The organism is Streptomyces thermospinosisporus (genome assembly GCF_039526425.1).
Lineage (GTDB): Bacteria > Actinomycetota > Actinomycetes > Streptomycetales > Streptomycetaceae > Streptomyces > Streptomyces thermocarboxydovorans.
Genome location: NZ_BAAAIZ010000042.1, coordinates 24,703 through 40,802, shown reverse-complemented (window position 1 = coordinate 40,802; position 16,100 = coordinate 24,703). Strand labels below are relative to the sequence as shown.

At 73.1% G+C, this 16,100-nt stretch carries 16 protein-coding genes; 7 read left to right on the top strand and 9 right to left on the bottom strand.

Features of this window, described 5'->3' with window-relative positions; genetic code table 11:
• Positions 1-9 precede the first annotated feature (9 nt).
• The 5 genes from ABD207_RS16330 to ABD207_RS16310 all read right to left on the bottom strand — a co-directional run bounded on the left by ABD207_RS16330 (position 10) and on the right by ABD207_RS16310 (position 4,586).
• A complete protein-coding gene (locus tag ABD207_RS16330; protein ID WP_344013682.1) occupies positions 10-903 on the bottom strand; it encodes a dihydrodipicolinate synthase family protein in 894 nt (297 codons plus the stop codon).
• Positions 900-2,306, bottom strand: a complete 1,407-nt coding sequence (locus tag ABD207_RS16325) for an FAD-dependent oxidoreductase (protein WP_344013680.1) — start codon at positions 2,304-2,306, stop codon at positions 900-902. Before ABD207_RS16325 ends, ABD207_RS16330 begins: the two co-directional genes overlap by 4 nt.
• Positions 2,296-2,595 (bottom strand): (2Fe-2S)-binding protein, encoded by a 300-nt coding sequence (locus ABD207_RS16320; RefSeq protein ID WP_344013678.1) that lies wholly within the window; start codon positions 2,593-2,595, stop codon positions 2,296-2,298. The genes ABD207_RS16325 and ABD207_RS16320 overlap by 11 nt, the downstream gene beginning before the upstream one ends.
• On the bottom strand, positions 2,592-3,758 hold the full coding sequence (locus tag ABD207_RS16315; protein WP_344013676.1) for an NAD(P)/FAD-dependent oxidoreductase: 1,167 nt from the start codon (positions 3,756-3,758) through the stop codon (positions 2,592-2,594). The genes ABD207_RS16320 and ABD207_RS16315 overlap by 4 nt, the downstream gene beginning before the upstream one ends.
• Before the next feature lie 168 nt (positions 3,759-3,926).
• The gene (locus tag ABD207_RS16310) at positions 3,927-4,586 is read right to left on the bottom strand and encodes an MmyB family transcriptional regulator (RefSeq protein ID WP_344013675.1); all 660 of its coding nucleotides are present in this window, start codon (positions 4,584-4,586) and stop codon (positions 3,927-3,929) included.
• 262 nt (positions 4,587-4,848) lie between these two features.
• Between ABD207_RS16310 and ABD207_RS16305 the strand changes: the two genes are divergently transcribed.
• From ABD207_RS16305 to ABD207_RS16295, 3 genes are all read left to right on the top strand, one after another.
• A complete protein-coding gene (locus tag ABD207_RS16305) occupies positions 4,849-5,472 on the top strand; it encodes a helix-turn-helix domain-containing protein (protein ID WP_344013759.1) in 624 nt (207 codons plus the stop codon).
• Between the two features lie 31 nt (positions 5,473-5,503).
• On the top strand, positions 5,504-6,043 hold the full coding sequence (locus ABD207_RS16300) for a toxin-antitoxin system, toxin component (RefSeq protein WP_344013757.1): 540 nt from the start codon (positions 5,504-5,506) through the stop codon (positions 6,041-6,043).
• A 186-nt stretch (positions 6,044-6,229) separates the two neighbouring features.
• Positions 6,230-6,466: a hypothetical protein gene (locus ABD207_RS16295; RefSeq protein ID WP_344013673.1), complete on the top strand. Its 237-nt coding sequence runs from the start codon at positions 6,230-6,232 to the stop codon at positions 6,464-6,466.
• Between the two features lie 89 nt (positions 6,467-6,555).
• Here ABD207_RS16295 and ABD207_RS16290 read toward each other — a convergent pair whose 3' ends face one another.
• Both ABD207_RS16290 and ABD207_RS16285 read right to left on the bottom strand, forming a co-directional pair.
• Complete coding sequence (locus tag ABD207_RS16290) at positions 6,556-7,260, bottom strand: 4'-phosphopantetheinyl transferase family protein (RefSeq protein WP_344013670.1); 705 nt, start codon at positions 7,258-7,260, stop codon at positions 6,556-6,558.
• A complete protein-coding gene (locus tag ABD207_RS16285) occupies positions 7,257-8,120 on the bottom strand; it encodes a metallophosphoesterase family protein (RefSeq protein WP_344013669.1) in 864 nt (287 codons plus the stop codon). The genes ABD207_RS16290 and ABD207_RS16285 overlap by 4 nt, the downstream gene beginning before the upstream one ends.
• 260 nt (positions 8,121-8,380) lie before the next feature.
• Between ABD207_RS16285 and ABD207_RS16280 the strand changes: the two genes are divergently transcribed.
• Entirely contained in the window at positions 8,381-9,559 is a 1,179-nt protein-coding gene (locus ABD207_RS16280) for an ATP-grasp domain-containing protein (protein WP_344013668.1), read from the top strand.
• Positions 9,560-10,420: 861 nt separating this feature from the next.
• Here ABD207_RS16280 and ABD207_RS16275 read toward each other — a convergent pair.
• Both ABD207_RS16275 and ABD207_RS16270 read right to left on the bottom strand, forming a co-directional pair.
• Positions 10,421-11,758 carry a 6-phospho-beta-glucosidase gene (locus ABD207_RS16275; protein WP_344013666.1) on the bottom strand — a complete coding sequence of 446 codons (1,338 nt, stop codon included), beginning with the start codon at positions 11,756-11,758 and terminating at the stop codon, positions 10,421-10,423.
• 137 nt (positions 11,759-11,895) lie between these two features.
• Positions 11,896-12,366 (bottom strand): sensor histidine kinase, encoded by a 471-nt coding sequence (locus ABD207_RS16270; RefSeq protein ID WP_344013664.1) that lies wholly within the window; start codon positions 12,364-12,366, stop codon positions 11,896-11,898.
• Between the two features lie 15 nt (positions 12,367-12,381).
• On the opposite strand from ABD207_RS16270, the gene ABD207_RS16265 reads away from it, so the two are divergent.
• The 3 genes from ABD207_RS16265 to zwf form a co-directional block, all read left to right on the top strand.
• On the top strand, positions 12,382-12,549 hold the full coding sequence (locus ABD207_RS16265) for a hypothetical protein (protein WP_344013662.1): 168 nt from the start codon (positions 12,382-12,384) through the stop codon (positions 12,547-12,549).
• Positions 12,550-12,786: 237 nt separating this feature from the next.
• On the top strand, positions 12,787-14,196 hold the full coding sequence (locus tag ABD207_RS16260) for a glycoside hydrolase family 16 protein (protein WP_344013659.1): 1,410 nt from the start codon (positions 12,787-12,789) through the stop codon (positions 14,194-14,196).
• A gap of 399 nt (positions 14,197-14,595) precedes the next feature.
• The coding region (gene zwf, locus ABD207_RS16255) for a glucose-6-phosphate dehydrogenase (RefSeq protein ID WP_344013658.1) at positions 14,596-16,100 on the top strand (1,505 nt) is incomplete at its 3' end.

The following is a 16,100-nucleotide window of genomic DNA, read 5'->3' as shown; positions in this document are numbered from 1 at the left end:
CGGCCCCCTTCACGCCAGTCCGGCCGCGAGGGCCTTCTCGGTGGCCGCGCGCACCACCGCCTCCTGCTCGGGCAGCAGCGGCATGCGCGGCGGGCGGCAGGGACCGCCGTACCGGCCGGCCAGGTCCATGGACAGCTTGATCGCCTGGACGAACTCCACGCGTGAGTCCCAGCGCAGCAGCGGATGCAGCTGCCGGTACAGCGGCAGCGCGATGTCCAGGTCCCCGCTGGTGGCCGCCCGGTAGAGGTCCGTGCAGGCGCGCGGCAGCGCGTTGGGGTAGCCGGCCACCCAGCCCTTGGCGCCGGCGACGGCGAGTTCCAGCAGGACGTCGTCGGCGCCGGCCAGCAGATCGAGCTCGGGCGCGAGCTCGGCGATGCGGTACGCGCGGCGGACGTCCCCGGAGAACTCCTTCACCGCCTGGATGTGTCCCTCGCCGTGCAGCCGGGCCAGCAGCTCGGGCACGAGATCCACCTTGGTGTCGACGGGGTTGTTGTACGCCACCACCGGCAGCCCGGCCCCGGCGACCTCGGCGTAGTGGGCGAGGACGGAACGCTCGTCGGCGCGGTAGGCGTTGGGCGGCAGCAGCATCACGGCCCGGCAGCCGGCCTCACCGGCCTGCTCCGCCCACCGCCGGGCCTCGGCGGCCCCGTAGGCGGCCACCCCGGGCATCACCCGCTCCCCGCCGACGGCGGACACGGCCGTCTCGACGACGCGGGCGCGCTCCTGGTCGGTGAGCACCTGGTACTCGCCGAGCGAGCCGTTCGGTACGACGCCGTCACAGCCGTTCCCGACCAGCCAGGCGCAGTGTTCGGCGTAGCGGTCGTAGTCGACGGAGAGGTCGGTGTTCAGCGGGAGGGCGGTGGCAACGAGGACGCCGCGCCAGGGGCGGTCGTGGTCAGTCATGAAAATCCTTCCTCGGCAGGGGGCGGCGTGGGTTCCGTCGGTCGCGGGGGTTCCCGGAGGTGCTGCGCGGCGAGGACGCCCAGCGGCACGGGCTGGGCGAACGGACGCCGGGGGGCGGTGAGTTCGCAGCCGGTGAGCCCGGCGACGGCGGGTGAGCACATCCGGCCCTGGCACCAGCCCATCCCGGCCCGGGTGAGCAGCTTGACGCTCCGCAGGTCCCCGACGCCCAGCCCGACGGCCTCGCGGATCTCGCCCGCGGTGACCTCCTCGCAGCGGCAGACGACGGTGTCGTCGGTGACCTGGTCGGTCCAGTGGGCGGGCGGTGCGCAGGCGCGGCGGAGGGCGTCGGCGGCCCTGCGCAGCCGGGCGCGTGCCGTGACGGCGGCCGGTGCGGGTGTGTACGGGGTGCCGTGCAGCTGGGCGGCGACGGAGCGGCCCGCCAGATGCCCCTCGGCGAGGGCGAGGGGCGTGCCGCCGATCCCGGTGGCCTCACCGGCCGCCCAGACGCCGGGGACGTCGGTGCGCTGCTGGTCGTCCACGGCCACGGCGGTGCCCTCGAGGCGGCAGCCCAGGGTGGTGGCGAGGTCGGTGTGCGGCAGCATGCCGTGGCTGACGGCCAGCGTGTCGCAGGGCAGGAACCGCTCGGTGCGGGGCCTGACACGGCCCTGTGCGTCGAGTGCGGCGACCGTGACTCCGTCTACGCGGTCGTCGCCGCGGGCGCGGAGCACGGTGTGGCGGGCGAGGAACGGCACCCGGTGCCGCAGCAGCCGGGCGGCGTACCCGGCGGCCTCCGGGAGCTTGCCGGCGAGTGAACTGCCGTACCGCGCAAGGCGCCGGGGATCGGTGGACTCGACGACCGCGGCGACGGAGACACCCGCGGCGGCGAGCGCCGTCGCCACCGGCAGCAGCAGCGGACCGGTGCCGGCGACGACCGCCGTCCGGCCCGGGACGACGAGGCCGGCCTTCAGCATGGCCTGCGCCCCGCCCGCCGTGACCACACCGGGCAGGGTCCAGCCGGGGAAGGGCAGCACGGTCTCGTAGCCGCCGGTGGCCAGCAGCAGCGCGGTGGCGTGCAGTTCGACGGACCGCTCCTGCTCGGGGCCGAGCAGCGCGTGGACGGCGAAGCCGTCCGATGTCCGCTCCACGCACCACACGTGGTGGTCCGTCAGCAGACGGACGGTGCTCGCGGCAAGCGCTGCGCGCAGGCGCGTCCAGGTGCGCCACTGATGGTGCAGCCCCTGCGGGCGCGCGGCGCGCAGGTCCGCGGCGGGCTGCCGGTAGAACTGGCCGCCCGGTGCCGGTGCCGCGTCGACGAGCGTGACACGCACGCCTCGCGCATGGGCCGCCAGGGCCCCGGCGAGTCCCGCCGGTCCGGCGCCGATCACCGCGAGGTCAGTCCGCATGCCCGGTCCCCCGCTGGGTGCGGATGACGTCGCCGGGACGGGCCGGGACGAGGCAGGCACGCTGGTTGGGGCGGTCGTTGACGGTGACCAGGCAGTCGAAGCAGACGCCGATGCCGCAGAAGACACCACGCGGCCGTCCCCCGCCCCGGGTCGATCGCCAGGAGGTGACACCGGCCTCCCAGAGCACGGCGGCGACGGTCCGCCCGGGCAGCGCCGGGACGTGCCGTCCGTCGAGGACGACGGTGAACGCAGGGCCGGGACGGGCCCGCGCCAGATCCAGGGGATTCATCGCCGGGCCTCCTGTTGAGGGGTGTCGGGGAAACGGTCGGGGCGGAAGGGCGCGAGCGCGGGCTCGGGCGCGTGCCCGGTCAGCGCGCGGGCGATCAGGTGGCCCGTGCCGGTCGCAAGACCGATGCCCGCTCCCTCGTGGCCGCAGGCGTGCAGCAGTCCGGGGGCGCGCGGGTCGGGGCCGATGGCGGGGAGGTGGTCGGGGAGGTACGGGCGGAAGCCGGCGTAGGTGCGGATCGCCCGGACGGCGGTGAGGAAGGGGAACAGCCGGGTGGCGCCGGCGGCCAGCGCCCGTACCGCCGGGAGGGAGAGGGTGCGGTCGAAGCCGACGCGTTCCCGGCTGGCGCCGATCAGGACGGGCCCGGCGGCCGTGCCCTCGACCACCGGGGAGGTCTGCAGTGCGGCGGAGTCGCTGGCCACGTCGGCCACATAGCCGGCGGCGTAGACCTTGTGCCGGATGCGGGGCGGCAGGGGTTCCGTGACGAGGACGAAGCCGCGCCGGGGCAGCACGGGCAGGGTGACACCGGCGCGGGCGGCCAGTTCGCCGCCCCAGGTGCCGGCCGCGTTGACGACGGCGGGGGCGTGGAGTTCACCCCGGTCCGTGCGGACGCCGTACACGGTGCCGTCGCGGGCGCGCAGCACGCGGGTGACCTCGTGCCCGGTGAGGAGGCGGGCGCCGGAGGTGCGCAGCAGGTGGGCGGCGGCGAGGGCGGGCATCACCTGGGCGTCCTGGGGGTAGTGGACGCCTCCCGCCAGACCTGGGGCGAGGTGCGGTTCGAGGTCGGTGAGGCGGTCGGCGGTCACGGGCTCGGCCCGGACTCCGGCGGCGCGCTGCCCGGCGGCCAGCCGCTCGAGCGAGTCCAGCGCCTCCGGCATCTCGGCGACGACGAGTCCGCCCTTGGGGTCGTACTCGATCTCCTTGCCCAGCTCCTCGGCGAGCTCCCCCCACAGTCGCAGCGACAGCAGCGCCAGGTCGAGTTCGGGGCCGGGGGTCTTGTCGGAGACGAGAAGGTTGCCCTCGCCCGCTCCGGTGGTGCCGCCGGCGACCTGGCCCCGGTCCACGACGATCACGTCGAGCCCCGCGCGAGCCGCGTACAGCGCACAGGCGGCGCCCGTCATCCCGGCGCCCACTACCACGACATCGCAGGTCAGCGACTCGCTCACGCCAGTACTATGTCACACAGCACACTACGGCAGAAGAGGGCGGGAACGACGCGGCGCGGAGCCGGCCGTATACCCCTGTTCCTGTTCCCGTGTTCCGACTTACCGCGTTCGGTCTTCCCGTGCTCGGTCTTTCCGCGTTCGGTCTTCTCGTGCTCGGTCTTCCCGTGCTCAGTCCGCCGCGGGGACGACGCGCAGGTGGGAGACCGCGCGGCGGGACCTGCGGGGCCTCGCCGGGGCGCGGCGCGCCTCGCGCAGCACCAGGGTGAGCCGGGTGCAGCCGAGTTCCTTCAGGGTGCCGGTGGTCTCGGCGACGATGCGGCATTCGGTGGTTCCCCAGCGGGGGTCCGGGTGGCGCAACGGGCGTACGGCGCCGTCGTGTTCGGCGGCCCGCTCGCCGACGACGCGCAGCCAGTGCGGCAGGCCGTGCCGGTAGGCGGCCTCCATGATGGGGTCCTGGGCGATGTCGCGGCGGATGGACTGGAGTTCGTGGTCGTGGCCGTAGCGCTCGGCGGTCTGCGCGAAGTGGGCCAGCATCGGCAGGCACCAGCTGGACTCGTGGTCGCCGAGCACGGTCGCGGCGTCCGGGTGGAAGAGGACGAAGCGCAGGAAGTTGTCGTCGGGCATGGCCGTGGGATGCGGCCCGACCTCCCGGAAGAGTGTCCGGAAAGCGCTGTTGGTGAGCAGCACGTCCCAGCGGTGGTCCACGACGAGGGAAGGGAAGGAGACGGCCTCGAGGACCGTGGCGTAGTCCTCCAGGTAGGCCTGTGCCTCGGGAGTCTGCGGGGCGGGCCGCGGTGCCGGCCGCTGCCCTCCTGCCTGATGTGCCATCGGGAGGTCACCCCTCTTGCCTGTGCGGCCCTGACGCGGCGCCCCGATCCTGCTGTCCGGACGCGAAGCATGTCAACTATCGTGGCATTCCCTGCCGGTTGACGGCTGAAATTGGCCACAGTTGTGGCGAGACCTGGATGTCAGTTCGACACTGGGGCTAGTCTCCGTGACGTTCGCGGCGAACGCTTGTGAGAAGCCTGTGAGAGACATAGGAGATCTGTCGGTGACGGGTGGGGGCTTCGAGGATCCGGGCACCGCGCCGATGGCCGTGCTGTCCGCGGTCGTCGCCCGCGTCACCGCCCTCGCCGACCGGCTCGGCGTGCCGCATTCCGAGGTCTTCGACATCGGCCGGCTGTCCGTCGCCTCCGGCGTTCCGGAGCCCGTGGTCAAGGCGCTGCTGAGCGGACGGCCGGCGGGCGAACCCGATGTGCAGGCCCGGTTCGTGCAGCGCCTGGATCTGCTGCGCCGCACCCGGCTGAAGCCGAACGGGCGCAAGTACACCCAGCAGGAGATCGCCGACGGCGCGGGCATGTCGCGGCAGCAGGCGGGCGCGCTGATCAACGGCGACCGGCGGCCCACGATGGAGCACTGCGACGCCATCCAGCGGTTCTTCCGGGTGCACGCGGGCTTCCTCACCGCCGAGGACCCGGAGGCCCTGGCGGGCGCGCTCCAGCAGACCGAACAGGACCTGCTGCAGAAGCTCGCGGACCGCGAGAAGAAGGCAGCCGCGGAGGCGCAGAGCGACCCGCTGGAGCGGCTGCTGCAGAACCACGGGGTGCGCGGAATCGCCTGGCGGGCCGCGCAGTTGCCCACCGACCAGCACCGCGACAAGGTCGCGGAGTGGCTGGACATGCTCCTGGAGAGCGTCCAGCGGCCCGAGTCCTGACCAGGGGAGAACTGTGGGCATCGGCAGGGAGATGCGCCGCCTGTGCGGCGAGTTGGTCGGGGAACTGACGCTTCCGGTCCCGGCGCGGCCCACCGACCTGTACGCCGCGCTGTGCGAGGCGATGAGCAGACGCCGGGGCCGGCCGGTGCTGTTCCGCACGGCCGCGTTCCCGGCCGGCACGGCGAGCGGGCTGTGGCTCGACATGGCGGACCAGGACCTGGTGGTGATCGAGGAACGCACCGCCCCGGACCACCAGTTGGTGATCCTGGGTCATGAGCTGTGGCACATGACGGCCGGGCACCACGGCCACCATGTCGCGGGCGCCGAGGTGGCGACCCGCTTACTGAACGACAGCTACGACGAGGACGCCCTGCGCGCGACCGTCCAGAAGGTCGCCGCGCGGACCCGTTTCGACCAGGCCGAGGAGAAGGAGGCCGAGACCTTCGGGCTGCTCCTGGCCAGCAAGTGCCGTACCTGGCTCGCGGGTTCGTCGCTCCGCGGCCCCGTGCAGCGCGACCATCTGGCGGGCCGCATCGAGGTGTCCCTGGGGTATCTCGGTCCCAAGAGCTGATGGGGCATCTCGGCCCAAGAGTTGAGGGAGGCGATCGACCGGGGCACCGGGCGGAGAAGATCGCTGCGCCGGACGGGCGATCCGACCTGCGACGACGGCCGATTGTCAGTGGTGGGCGGCAAGCTGGAGGTGCGTGGCCCCTGCCGGGGCGCGGACCTTCGACCGAGAAACGGGGAGAGCCGAGCGATGCCCACCGCCGTACTGACCGACCGCGAGCGCACCGCCGTCCAGGCCTATCTGCGGCTGCTGCACACCGTGCGCGCCACCTTCGACACGCACAGCGGTCCGCCCGGCACCGCCCGGCCCCCCGTGGTGCCGCCGTCCGTGCTGGAGGAGGCGGAGGCCGCGCTGGCCCGCGCCGGACTGACCGGCAACGAGGAGGAGTTCTTCCGGATGCTGCGGGACTGGTGCCCCGAGCGGTGACGTGAGCGTCAGGTGCTGCGCGAGTGAACCACGGGACGGAGGGCGGCGGTTCACTCGCCCGGCACGGCGATCCGCCGGGGCCGGCGGGTTCAGTCGCCCGGCACGGCGATCGCCGTGGCGATCAGGCCCCCTTCCGCGGCCCAGCGCCCCTCGAAGCCGCCGATGCGGCGCCCGCCCACCAGCGGACCGGGGACGAGCAGCTCCGCACGGAAGGTGCCCCCGGCGCGTCCACCGGGGCCCTCAGGATCGGAAGGATCTGCGGGGTCGGCGTGCAGCTGGATGTCGGCCTCGCTGAAGTCCAGCCACTTGCCGGTGAGCGGAAACCACGCCTTGTACACCGACTCCTTGGCGCTGAACAGCAGCCGGTCCCAGTGCACCTCCGGCCGCTCGGCGGCGAGCCGGCCGACGCGTTCCGCCTCCGCCGACAGGGCTATCGCGTCCAGCACCCCGTCGGGCAGCGGCCCGTGGACCTCCGCATCGATGCCCACCGAGGCGAGGTCACCGGCGCGGAGCAGGGCCGCGGCGCAGTAGCCGGTGCAGTGGGTCATGCTGCCCGTCAGTCCGTCCGGCCAGCCGGGGGCACCGCGCTCCCCCGGCAGCACCGGCTGCGCGGGCACGCCGAGCTTCTCCATGGCGCGGCGGGCGCAGGCCCGCACGGCGGTGAACTCCCGGCGGCGCTTGGCGACCGCCTTGGTCATCAGCGCCTCTTCCTCCGGGAACAGCGGGGCGTCGGTGCCCTCGTCCCCGTGGGCCTCCACGACCACCACCCTCTGCGGCAGCAGCTCCTCGATCACCGGCGCTCGTCCTCTCTCGGTGCGATCCGGCGCAACCGGCCCGGCGGCTGCGGCCGCTTGCGCCACTCCCGGGGGTAGCCCACCGAGACCTCCTCGAAGCGCACGCCGTCCTGCCGGGTGGACCGGGGAATGTGAAGGTGGCCGTAGACCATGGTGTGCACCGGGAACCGGCGGTGCCAGTCCCGGGTGAGTGTGGTGCCGCACCACATGGCGAACTCGGGGTACCACAGGACCTCGGTGGGGTGCCGGTGCAGCGGGTAGTGATTGACCAGCACCAGCGGCAGGTCGTCCGGCATCTCCTCGAGCCGGCGCTCGGTCGCGGCGACCCGTGCCCGGCACCAGGCCTCCCGGCTCGGATACGGGTCGGAGTGCAGCAGGTACTCGTCGCTGCAGACCACCCCGGTGCCGTGCGCGTAGGCCAGGCCCTCCTCCTTGGTGCGGCAGCCGGCCGGCAGGAACGAGTAGTCGTACAGCAGGAACAGCGGCGCGACGGCGACCGGGCCGCCGGGGCCGTCCCACACCGGGTAGGGGTCCTCGGGGGTGAGCACGCCCAGGTCGCGGCAGAGGTCCACGAGGTGCTCGTAGCGGGCGACGCCGCGCAGGGTGAGGGTGTCGCTGGGGTGGGTCCACAGCTCGTGGTTGCCGGGCGCCCACACGACCCGGGCGAAGCGGCCGGCGAGCGTCTTCAGCGCCCAGTGGATCTGGTCGGCGGTCTCCGCGACATCGCCCGCGACGATCAGCCAGTCGTCCTCCGACTCGGGGCGCATCCGCTCCACGAGTTCGCGGTTCTCCGGGTAGCTGATGTGCAGGTCGCTGACGGCCCACAACTGTCCGCCGCCCCCGCCGGCCGTCGCCGCCACTCGTCGCCCCCCCGTAACCGCTCGATCCTGGCCCCCTCGAACACTTCCACGAGATCACATCCGGTGGGCGGGGAACAAGAGCGTTCGGGGTCAGCCGTGACACACGCGTTGCACGCCGGCCGGTGCCGAGGCCCTATGATCTGGCCAACACCACCACCGTCTCGCCTGCCCCTCGCACGGGGCGGTTCGGTGACCCTTCCTTCCCCCTGCCCGAGCACGGGCCTTCGCGCCCTGCCCGCACACCATGAAAGGCGGCCTGCATGGTCTCTCGCGTACGCGTCTGGCTCAACCGTACGTACGCGGAGAACGTGTTCTTCATGGATCAGCTGCGGCGCAATCCCAGCGATCGCGCGGTCGAGATCCACGCCACGCACGGCGACCCAGACTCCCCCGTGCTGGCCGCCGCCGACACCGCCGAACTCGAGCCCGAGGGCCTGTCGCCGGCGGCGTACGTGGAGTACGCCCTCGCGCAGTGCGCGCGCCGCGGCATCGACGTGTTCGTGCCCCGGCTGCACCAGGCGGCGGTCGTGGCGCACCGCGCCGAGTTCGAGGCCGTCGGCACGGCTCTGCTCGCGCCGCCGCCGGAGGCGGTGGCCGCCTTCCAGGACAAGGTGATCGCCTACGAGGCCGTCCAGGCGCTCGGGGTGCCCGTGCCGCCGTGGTGGCGGGTGCGGTCGGCGGACGAACTGCTGGCGGCGGTGGACGCGTTGGAGGTTCAGGGACACCGCGCCTGCTTCAAGCCCGCCTCCGGCGCGGGCGGCGTGGGCTTCCGCGTGATCACCCGTGCGCCGTTCTCGATGGCGCAGCTCAACGGCTTCCCGAGCCCGCAAGTGCCCCTGGACCTGGTGCTGGAGGCGGTGCGGCGCGCAGAGGAGCCGGTGGACTGGCTGGTGATGCCGCGCCTTGAGCAGCCGGAGGTGTCGGTGGACTGCCTCACCGGGCAGGACAACCGGATCCGGCTGGCGATCGGCCGCACCAAGAACGGCCGGCGCCGGGGCTTCACCCTGCACGAGCAGTGGCTGGAGCCCGCCCGGCGGATCGCGGAGGGCTTCGGTCTGCACTACCTGTCCAACATCCAGTTCCGGATGCTGGGCGACCGGCCGGTGCTGATGGACGTCAACACGCGCCCGGCGGGCGGCCTGCACCAGCTGGCGCTGTGCGGGGTGAACGCACCATGGGCCGCCGTACAGCTGGCGCTCGGCGACGACCCCGGCGAGATCACGCCGCCGTTCCTCGGCCAGGACTACACGGTGGTCGCCGGTCCCCGCCCGCTCCGCCCGGTCACCCTCCCCCACCAGCGCACAGACCAGCCCCTGCCCGGCTCCGAGTTGGCAGCACCGGCAAGCGCCACGTCCCCGGCGCCCTCTCCGACAACTCCGTCGCCGCGGAGCCCGTTGCCCGCTGTCCCGTCCCAGTCGTCGTCGCGCTTCCCGGCGTAGTTCCCGCTGGGGCACCCGGCCTCGCCGGGCCTCGGGGGCGCCGGTCGCCCCGCGCGGGGCGGCAACACGCCGTCCGCCTGCCGGGCGCCGGGACGGCGGGGGTGGCGCGGTGTCCGGCCGGCAAGCGGCGCACGCCGGCTGGGGCCACGGATCAGCCGTCGCCGGCGCCGGTGCGGCGCCCGGCGCTCCGGTCACGGCCGCCACCCGGCCTCTGCGGATTCGGGGGGCGCGGCAGGCCCGCCCCCGTCCCGGTCACGGCTCGCCACCTGGCCTCTGCGGGATTGCGGGGGCGGGCCGCGCCCGGGACTCCGAGGGGCGGAGCACGCTCAGGATTCCGGGGGCGGGGCCGCGCGCTCCCGGTCGCTCCGGAGTCCGGTCGCATGGGGCCCGAGCGCCTGTAGTTTCGGTCGTCACCGCCGCCCCAGGCTGCCCGGCGCACCGGTCACGGGTCGTCAGGTGGCGCGTCGCGACGCTCCGGTGGCCCGGCGGTCTGTCGCCCAGCCGCACCGGCGCTCCCGGTGAGGACCACCTGCCGTCCGCGCCGACCCCGATGCCGTGCCCGCACCCCCGCGCCCAAGGAGTCGAGGACCGACGCCGCCGGGGCCAGGACCGGAGCCGGAGCGGGCTCGCCCGCTGCCCTCACCGACGCCCGGAAATTTCCTCCGAGATTTTTTCGCCGGGGGTGTATCAGGCGGCCTGCCTGGGGCTCTAAAGAGTGCGAGGCGCCGGGGGAAGCGCCAGGGGGAACACGGGGGAACGGGGGGCTCGGGTCGGTCGGCCGCTGTCACGGGGGGCGACCGGCCGGCCCGATGCGTGCGGCGGCCGATGATCCGACACCTCGCCGTCGGCCGTACGGCTCCCCTACTTCAGGTAGGCCAGCCCCGGATGTGCGGCCGTGTAGGCGTCCACGAGGCGGCGGGCCACGTTCACCGAGTCGACGAGGGGATGCAGTGCGAAGGCCTTCACGGCCGTGCTGCGGGAGCCCGACTCGGCGGCGGCCAGCACCTCCCGCTCGACCGCCTTGACCGCGCACACCAGTCCGGCCGCGTCGTCCGCCAACTGGTCGACGGTGACCGGGTGCGCGCCGCTCGCGTCGACCAGGCACGGCACCTCCACCACGGCGTCGGCGTCCAGGACGGAGAGGGTGCCGCGGTTGCGGACGTTCAGGATGAGGGTGGTGCGCTCGTCACGGGCGATCGCCCGCATCAGGGCGAGGGCCACCTTCTCGTAGCCGCCGGACAGGTCGTCCTCGTCGCGGTCGCCGGCGCCCGCCGCCTCCCGGTTCTCGGCCATGTAGGTGGCCTCGCGCTCGGCGCGGGTACGGTTCCACAGCTCCAGGGCCGGGGCGTGCGGGTCGGCCATCTCGGCGTAGAAGCGGGACTGCTGGTCCTGGAGGAAGGCTCCCCTGGTGCGCTCGGCGCTCCGGTAGGCGGCGACGGTCTCCCGGTTGAAGTAGTAGTAGTGCAGGTATTCGTTGGGGATCGCGCCGAGGGACTGGAGCCACTCGGCACCGAACAGCCGCCCCTCCTCGAAGGAGCCGAGCAGCTCCCGGTCGGCGAGCAGGCGCGGCAGCAGGTCGCGTCCGCCGACGCGCAGGGCGCGGACCCAGCCGAGGTGGTTGAGGCCGGCGTAGTCGATCCATGCCTGCCGCGGGTCGGCGCCCAGCACGCGGGCGATACGGCGGCCGAGGCCGACGGGCGAGTCGCAGATGCCGATGACCCGGTCGCCGAGGTGGCGGGACATGGCCTCGGTGACCAGGCCCGCCGGGTTGGTGAAGTTGATGACCCAGGCGTCGGGGGCGAGCCGGGCCACCCGCCGGGCGATGTCGACGGCGACCGGGACGGTGCGCAGACCGTAGGCGATGCCGCCCGCGCCGACCGTCTCCTGGCCGAGGACCCCCTCGGCCAGCGCGATCCGCTCGTCCAGCGCCCGGCCCTCCAGGCCGCCGACGCGGATCGCGGAGAAGACGAAGTCGGCGCCGCGCAGCGCCTCGTCGAGATCGGTGGTGGCAGTGACGCCGGGGGCGTCGGGCCGGCCGGCGGCCTGCTCGGCGAGCACCCGGCGCACCGCGGAGAGCCGCCCGGCGTCCACGTCGTGCAGCACGACCTCGGTGACCCTGCCCTCGGCACGGTCGTCGAGCAGGGCCCCGTACACGAGTGGTACGCGGAAGCCGCCACCGCCCAGGATCACCAGCCGCACGTCCGCACCCTCCCGGCCCTGTTCACGCCACTGGCCTGCACCCTAACGCGCCGCCGCCTCCCCGGCGGGCGGTACGGGCCGGGGCACCCCGCGCGAGTGGGCCGGACGCCGGACATCCCTGGAACGCCTGCCGGCGCTCAGGGGAAGTGCAGGGTGAGAGAGAGTCCGCCCTCGGTGCCGGGGTGTGCCGTCAGGGTGGCGTGGTGGGCCGCGGCGATGGAGGCGGCGATGGACAGCCCCAGGCCATGACCGGTGGTGGCGGTGCGGTCTCCGTCGAGGCGGCGGAAGGGTTCGAACAGGTCGGGTATCCGTTCGGCCGGCATGTGAGGGCCGGTGTTGGTCACCGTCATCGTGGAGGCGTCGAGTCGTACGCGGACGTGGCCGCCGGGGTGGTTGTACTGGATGGCGTTGCGGATCAGGTTCGTCAGCAGGTGACGCAGCGGCACGGGGTCACCCTCGACGACCAGGGGGGCGTCGGCGGTCAGGTCGACGTGTACATCGTTCGCCGCCGCCTGCGGGGCGAGTTCGGCGGTCACGAGCCGGGCGGTGGCGGTGAGATCGACGCGCTCGGTCCGCTCCAGGCCGCGGTCGCTGCGGGCCGGCAGCAAGAGGGCGTTGATCAGTTGTTCCGCGTCGCGGTTGGCGGCGAGCAGGTCTTCGCGGACGTCGGCGAGGTGCTCGGGCAGAGGGTCGGCGAGGCCGACCTGAAGGCTGGTGCGCTGGACCGCCCCGGTCCGACCGCATTCTCACCCCGCAAAGGCAAGCTCACCGAGCAGGTGACCACCCGGTGAAACAGGCGCACCCATCCGGCGGGTTGCCCCATTCGCGGCGTTCACGGGGTGAACTCGCCGGACCCGCAAGGAGTTTCCGGGTTACACCTCTTGACGACCGAGAGACCACGGAGCACATTGACGACACCGTGAGAGCGCTCTCAGAACGGCGTGGCCGACCGGGACGGCCGCGCGCCGCGAGTGCACCCGCGAGGCACCCCCCTCATTCGGCCATCCCACCCGAGAGGCATCCCCCACATGAGTGACACCTCCGGCACCCCCCGCACCTCTCGCAGCAGACCCCGGTCCGTGCGACGGGCGCTTGTCGCCGTCGTCAGCACGCTCGGCCTGGCGGCGGCCGCCGCGGCCGACGCCACCCCGTCCGCCAGCGCCTCCGCGCCGCCTCCCCCGTCGGGCTGGAACCAGGTCTTCGCCGACGACTTCGACGGCCCCGCCGGCAGCGGCGTGGACACCTCCCGCTGGCAGTACGCGACCGGCAAGGGCTACCCGGGCGGTCCCGCCAACTGGGGCACCGGCGAGATCGAGACGATGACCTCCAGCACGGAGAACGTCTCCCTCGACGGCAACGGCAACCTCCGCATCACCCCCCGCCGCGACGGCGCCGGCAACTGGACCTCGGGCCGCATCGAGACCAACCGCACCGACTTCCAGCCCCCGGCCGGCGGCAAGATGCGCGTCGAGGGCCGCATCCAGGTGCCGAACGTCACCGGCGCGGCGGCCAGGGGCTACTGGCCGGCGTTCTGGATGCTGGGCGCCCCCTACCGCGGCAACTACTGGAACTGGCCGGCCGTCGGCGAGCTGGACATCATGGAGAACACGCAGGGCATGAACACCGTGTTCGCCACGATGCACTGCGGCACCTCGCCGGGCGGTCCGTGCAACGAGACCAGCGGCATCGGCGGTTCGACCACCTGTCAGGGCACGACCTGTCAGGCCGGCTTCCACACCTACCGGATGGAGTGGGACCGCTCGACGAGTGTGGAGGAGATCCGCTTCTACCTCGACGGCAACAGCTTCCACACCGTCCGGGAGAACCAGGTGGACGCCACCACCTGGTCGAACGCCACGGACCACGGCTTCTACATCATCCTCAACGTGGCGATGGGCGGCGGCTTCCCCGACGCCTTCGGCGGCGGCCCGGACGCGAACACCCAGCCCGGCCACTCCATGCTGGTCGACTATGTGCAGGTGCTGACCACCGGCGGTGGCGGCACCACCGACCCGCCCACCGGCAACCGTGACGCCTACGGCACCATCCAGGCCGAGTCCTACGACGCCCAGTCGGGTGTGATGACGGAGACGACCTCGGACTCCGGCGGCGGACAGAACGTGGGCGCGCTGGCCAACGGCGACTGGCTGCAGTTCAAGGGCATGAAGTTCGGCTCGACCCCGGCCCGGCAGTTCTCGGCGCGGGTCGCCAGCGGCGCGGGGAGCGGCGTCAGCGGGCTGGTCGAGGTGCGCCTGGACAGCCGCGGCAACGCGCCCATCGGCAGCTTCGCGGTGGCCAACACGGGCGGCTGGCAGTCCTGGCGGACCATCCCGGCGAACATCAGCCCCGTCACCGGTACCCACGACGTGTACCTGACCTTCACCAGCGGCCAGCCGGCGGACTTCGTCAACGTCAACTGGTTCACCTTCGGTCACTGACCCGGCCGGCCGTCCGTCCGGCCCGGCGGAGACGGCAGGGGGCTCCACCCACGAGGTGGAGCCCCTTTGTCATGCACACCCGGCTGCCTGCACACCCGGTCCCTCACCCGCGCCGGCGGGTCCGAGCCAGCGGTCCGCGCCGCCCGGACGGAGCATCGCCGCAGGTCACGCGCGGTCCCGGCGGGTTCTGGGTGCGGTCGGGCGCTAGAGTCTGAACATATGAGACATACGGGCCACAAGTGACTCCCGCCAGGGTCCGGCGATCAACCCGGAAGTGAAGGATCCGGCATACCGGGACACCCTGTATGGGAGGAGCTGATCGTGCCGGGAAGGGACAAGCGGTGCCTTCAGGCTCCAGGCGGTGACGAAGTCGCTGGACGACAGGGGAGTTGACACCCGATGACCGACGAGACGACCCAGGAGCCGGGCCGGGACGGCGGCGCGCCGCCCGCACCCCCGGCGGCCGGATGGTCGAATCCGCTGCGGAACCCGGCGGACCGCCGGCTGCCCCGGATCGCGGGCCCGTCCGGGCTCGTCATCTTCGGGGTGACCGGCGACCTCTCCCGCCGGAAGCTGATGCCCGCGGTCTACGACCTGGCCAACCGGGGTCTGCTGCCGCCGGGCTTCGCGCTGGTGGGCTTCGCCCGCCGGGACTGGGAGGACCAGGACTTCGCCAACGAGGTGCACGACGCGGTCAAGGAGAACGCCCGCACCCCCTTCCGCGAGGAGGTCTGGCATCAGCTCTCCGAGGGCATGCGCTTCATCCCGGGCGACTTCGACGACGACTCGGCGTTCAAGCAACTGCGCTCCTCCATGGAGGAGTTGGACCGCACGCAGGGCACCGGAGGCAACTACGCCTTCTATCTCTCGGTGCCGCCGAGGTTCTTCCCGAAGGTCGTCCAGCAGCTGAAGAAGCACGGGCTGACCGACAGCGCCGAGGGCTCCTGGCGGCGCGCGGTCATCGAGAAGCCGTTCGGCCACGACCTGAAGTCGGCCGAGGAGCTCAACGCGATCGTGCACGAGGTGTTCGCCCCGGAGCAGGTCTTCCGCATCGACCACTACCTGGGCAAGGAGACCGTCCAGAACATCCTGGCACTGCGCTTCGCCAACCAGATGTTCGAGCCGATCTGGAACCGCTCCTTCGTCGATCATGTCCAGATCACCATGGCCGAGGACATCGGCATCGGCGGCCGGGCCGGCTACTACGACGGCATCGGCGCCGCCCGCGACGTCATCCAGAACCACCTCCTCCAGCTGCTCGCCCTCACCGCAATGGAGGAACCGGCCGCATTCGACGCCGGCTCGCTGCTCACCGAGAAGCTGAAGGTGCTCCGGGCGGTGCGGCTGCCGGAGGACCTGGGCCGCTGCACCGTGCGCGGCCAGTACGCCGGCGGCTGGCAGGGCGGCACCAAGGTGCGCGGCTATCTGGAGGAGGACGGCATCGACCCGGGCTCCAAGACCGACACCTACGCCGCGCTCAAGCTGGGCATCGACAACCGCCGCTGGGCGGGCGTCCCCTTCTATCTGCGCACCGGCAAGCGGCTGGGCCGCCGGGTCACCGAGATCGCGGTCGTCCTGCAACGGGCGCCGCACTCCCCGTTCGACACCACGGCCACCGAGGAACTCGGGCAGAACGCCCTGGTGATCCGCGTCCAGCCGGACGAGGGCATGACGGTGCGGTTCGGCTCCAAGGTGCCGGGCACCTCCATGGAGATCCGGGACGTGACGATGGACTTCGCCTACGGCGAGTCGTTCACCGAGACCAGCCCCGAGGCCTACGAACGGCTCATCCTCGACGTCCTCCTGGGGGACGCCAACCTGTTCCCTCGTCACCAGGAGGTGGAAGAGTCCTGGCGGATCCTCGACCCGGTCGAGGAGTACTGGGCGTCTCACGGCGCACCCGC

Bases quoted from the DNA above. Each gene is read 5' to 3' on its own strand.
- ABD207_RS16320 (WP_344013678.1), bottom strand. From the start codon at position 2,595: ATGAATCCCCTGGATCTGGCGCGGGCCCGTCCCGGCCCTGCGTTCACC.
- ABD207_RS16280 (WP_344013668.1), top strand. From the start codon at position 8,381: ATGGTCTCTCGCGTACGCGTCTGGCTCAACCGTACGTACGCGGAGAAC.
- ABD207_RS16300 (WP_344013757.1), top strand. From the start codon at position 5,504: ATGCGCCGCCTGTGCGGCGAGTTGGTCGGGGAACTGACGCTTCCGGTC.
- ABD207_RS16305 (WP_344013759.1), top strand. From the start codon at position 4,849: ATGGCCGTGCTGTCCGCGGTCGTCGCCCGCGTCACCGCCCTCGCCGAC.
- ABD207_RS16310 (WP_344013675.1), bottom strand. From the start codon at position 4,586: ATGGCACATCAGGCAGGAGGGCAGCGGCCGGCACCGCGGCCCGCCCCG.
- ABD207_RS16295 (WP_344013673.1), top strand. From the start codon at position 6,230: ATGCCCACCGCCGTACTGACCGACCGCGAGCGCACCGCCGTCCAGGCC.
- ABD207_RS16325 (WP_344013680.1), bottom strand. From the start codon at position 2,306: ATGCGGACTGACCTCGCGGTGATCGGCGCCGGACCGGCGGGACTCGCC.
- ABD207_RS16260 (WP_344013659.1), top strand. From the start codon at position 12,787: ATGAGTGACACCTCCGGCACCCCCCGCACCTCTCGCAGCAGACCCCGG.
- ABD207_RS16330 (WP_344013682.1), bottom strand. From the start codon at position 903: ATGACTGACCACGACCGCCCCTGGCGCGGCGTCCTCGTTGCCACCGCC.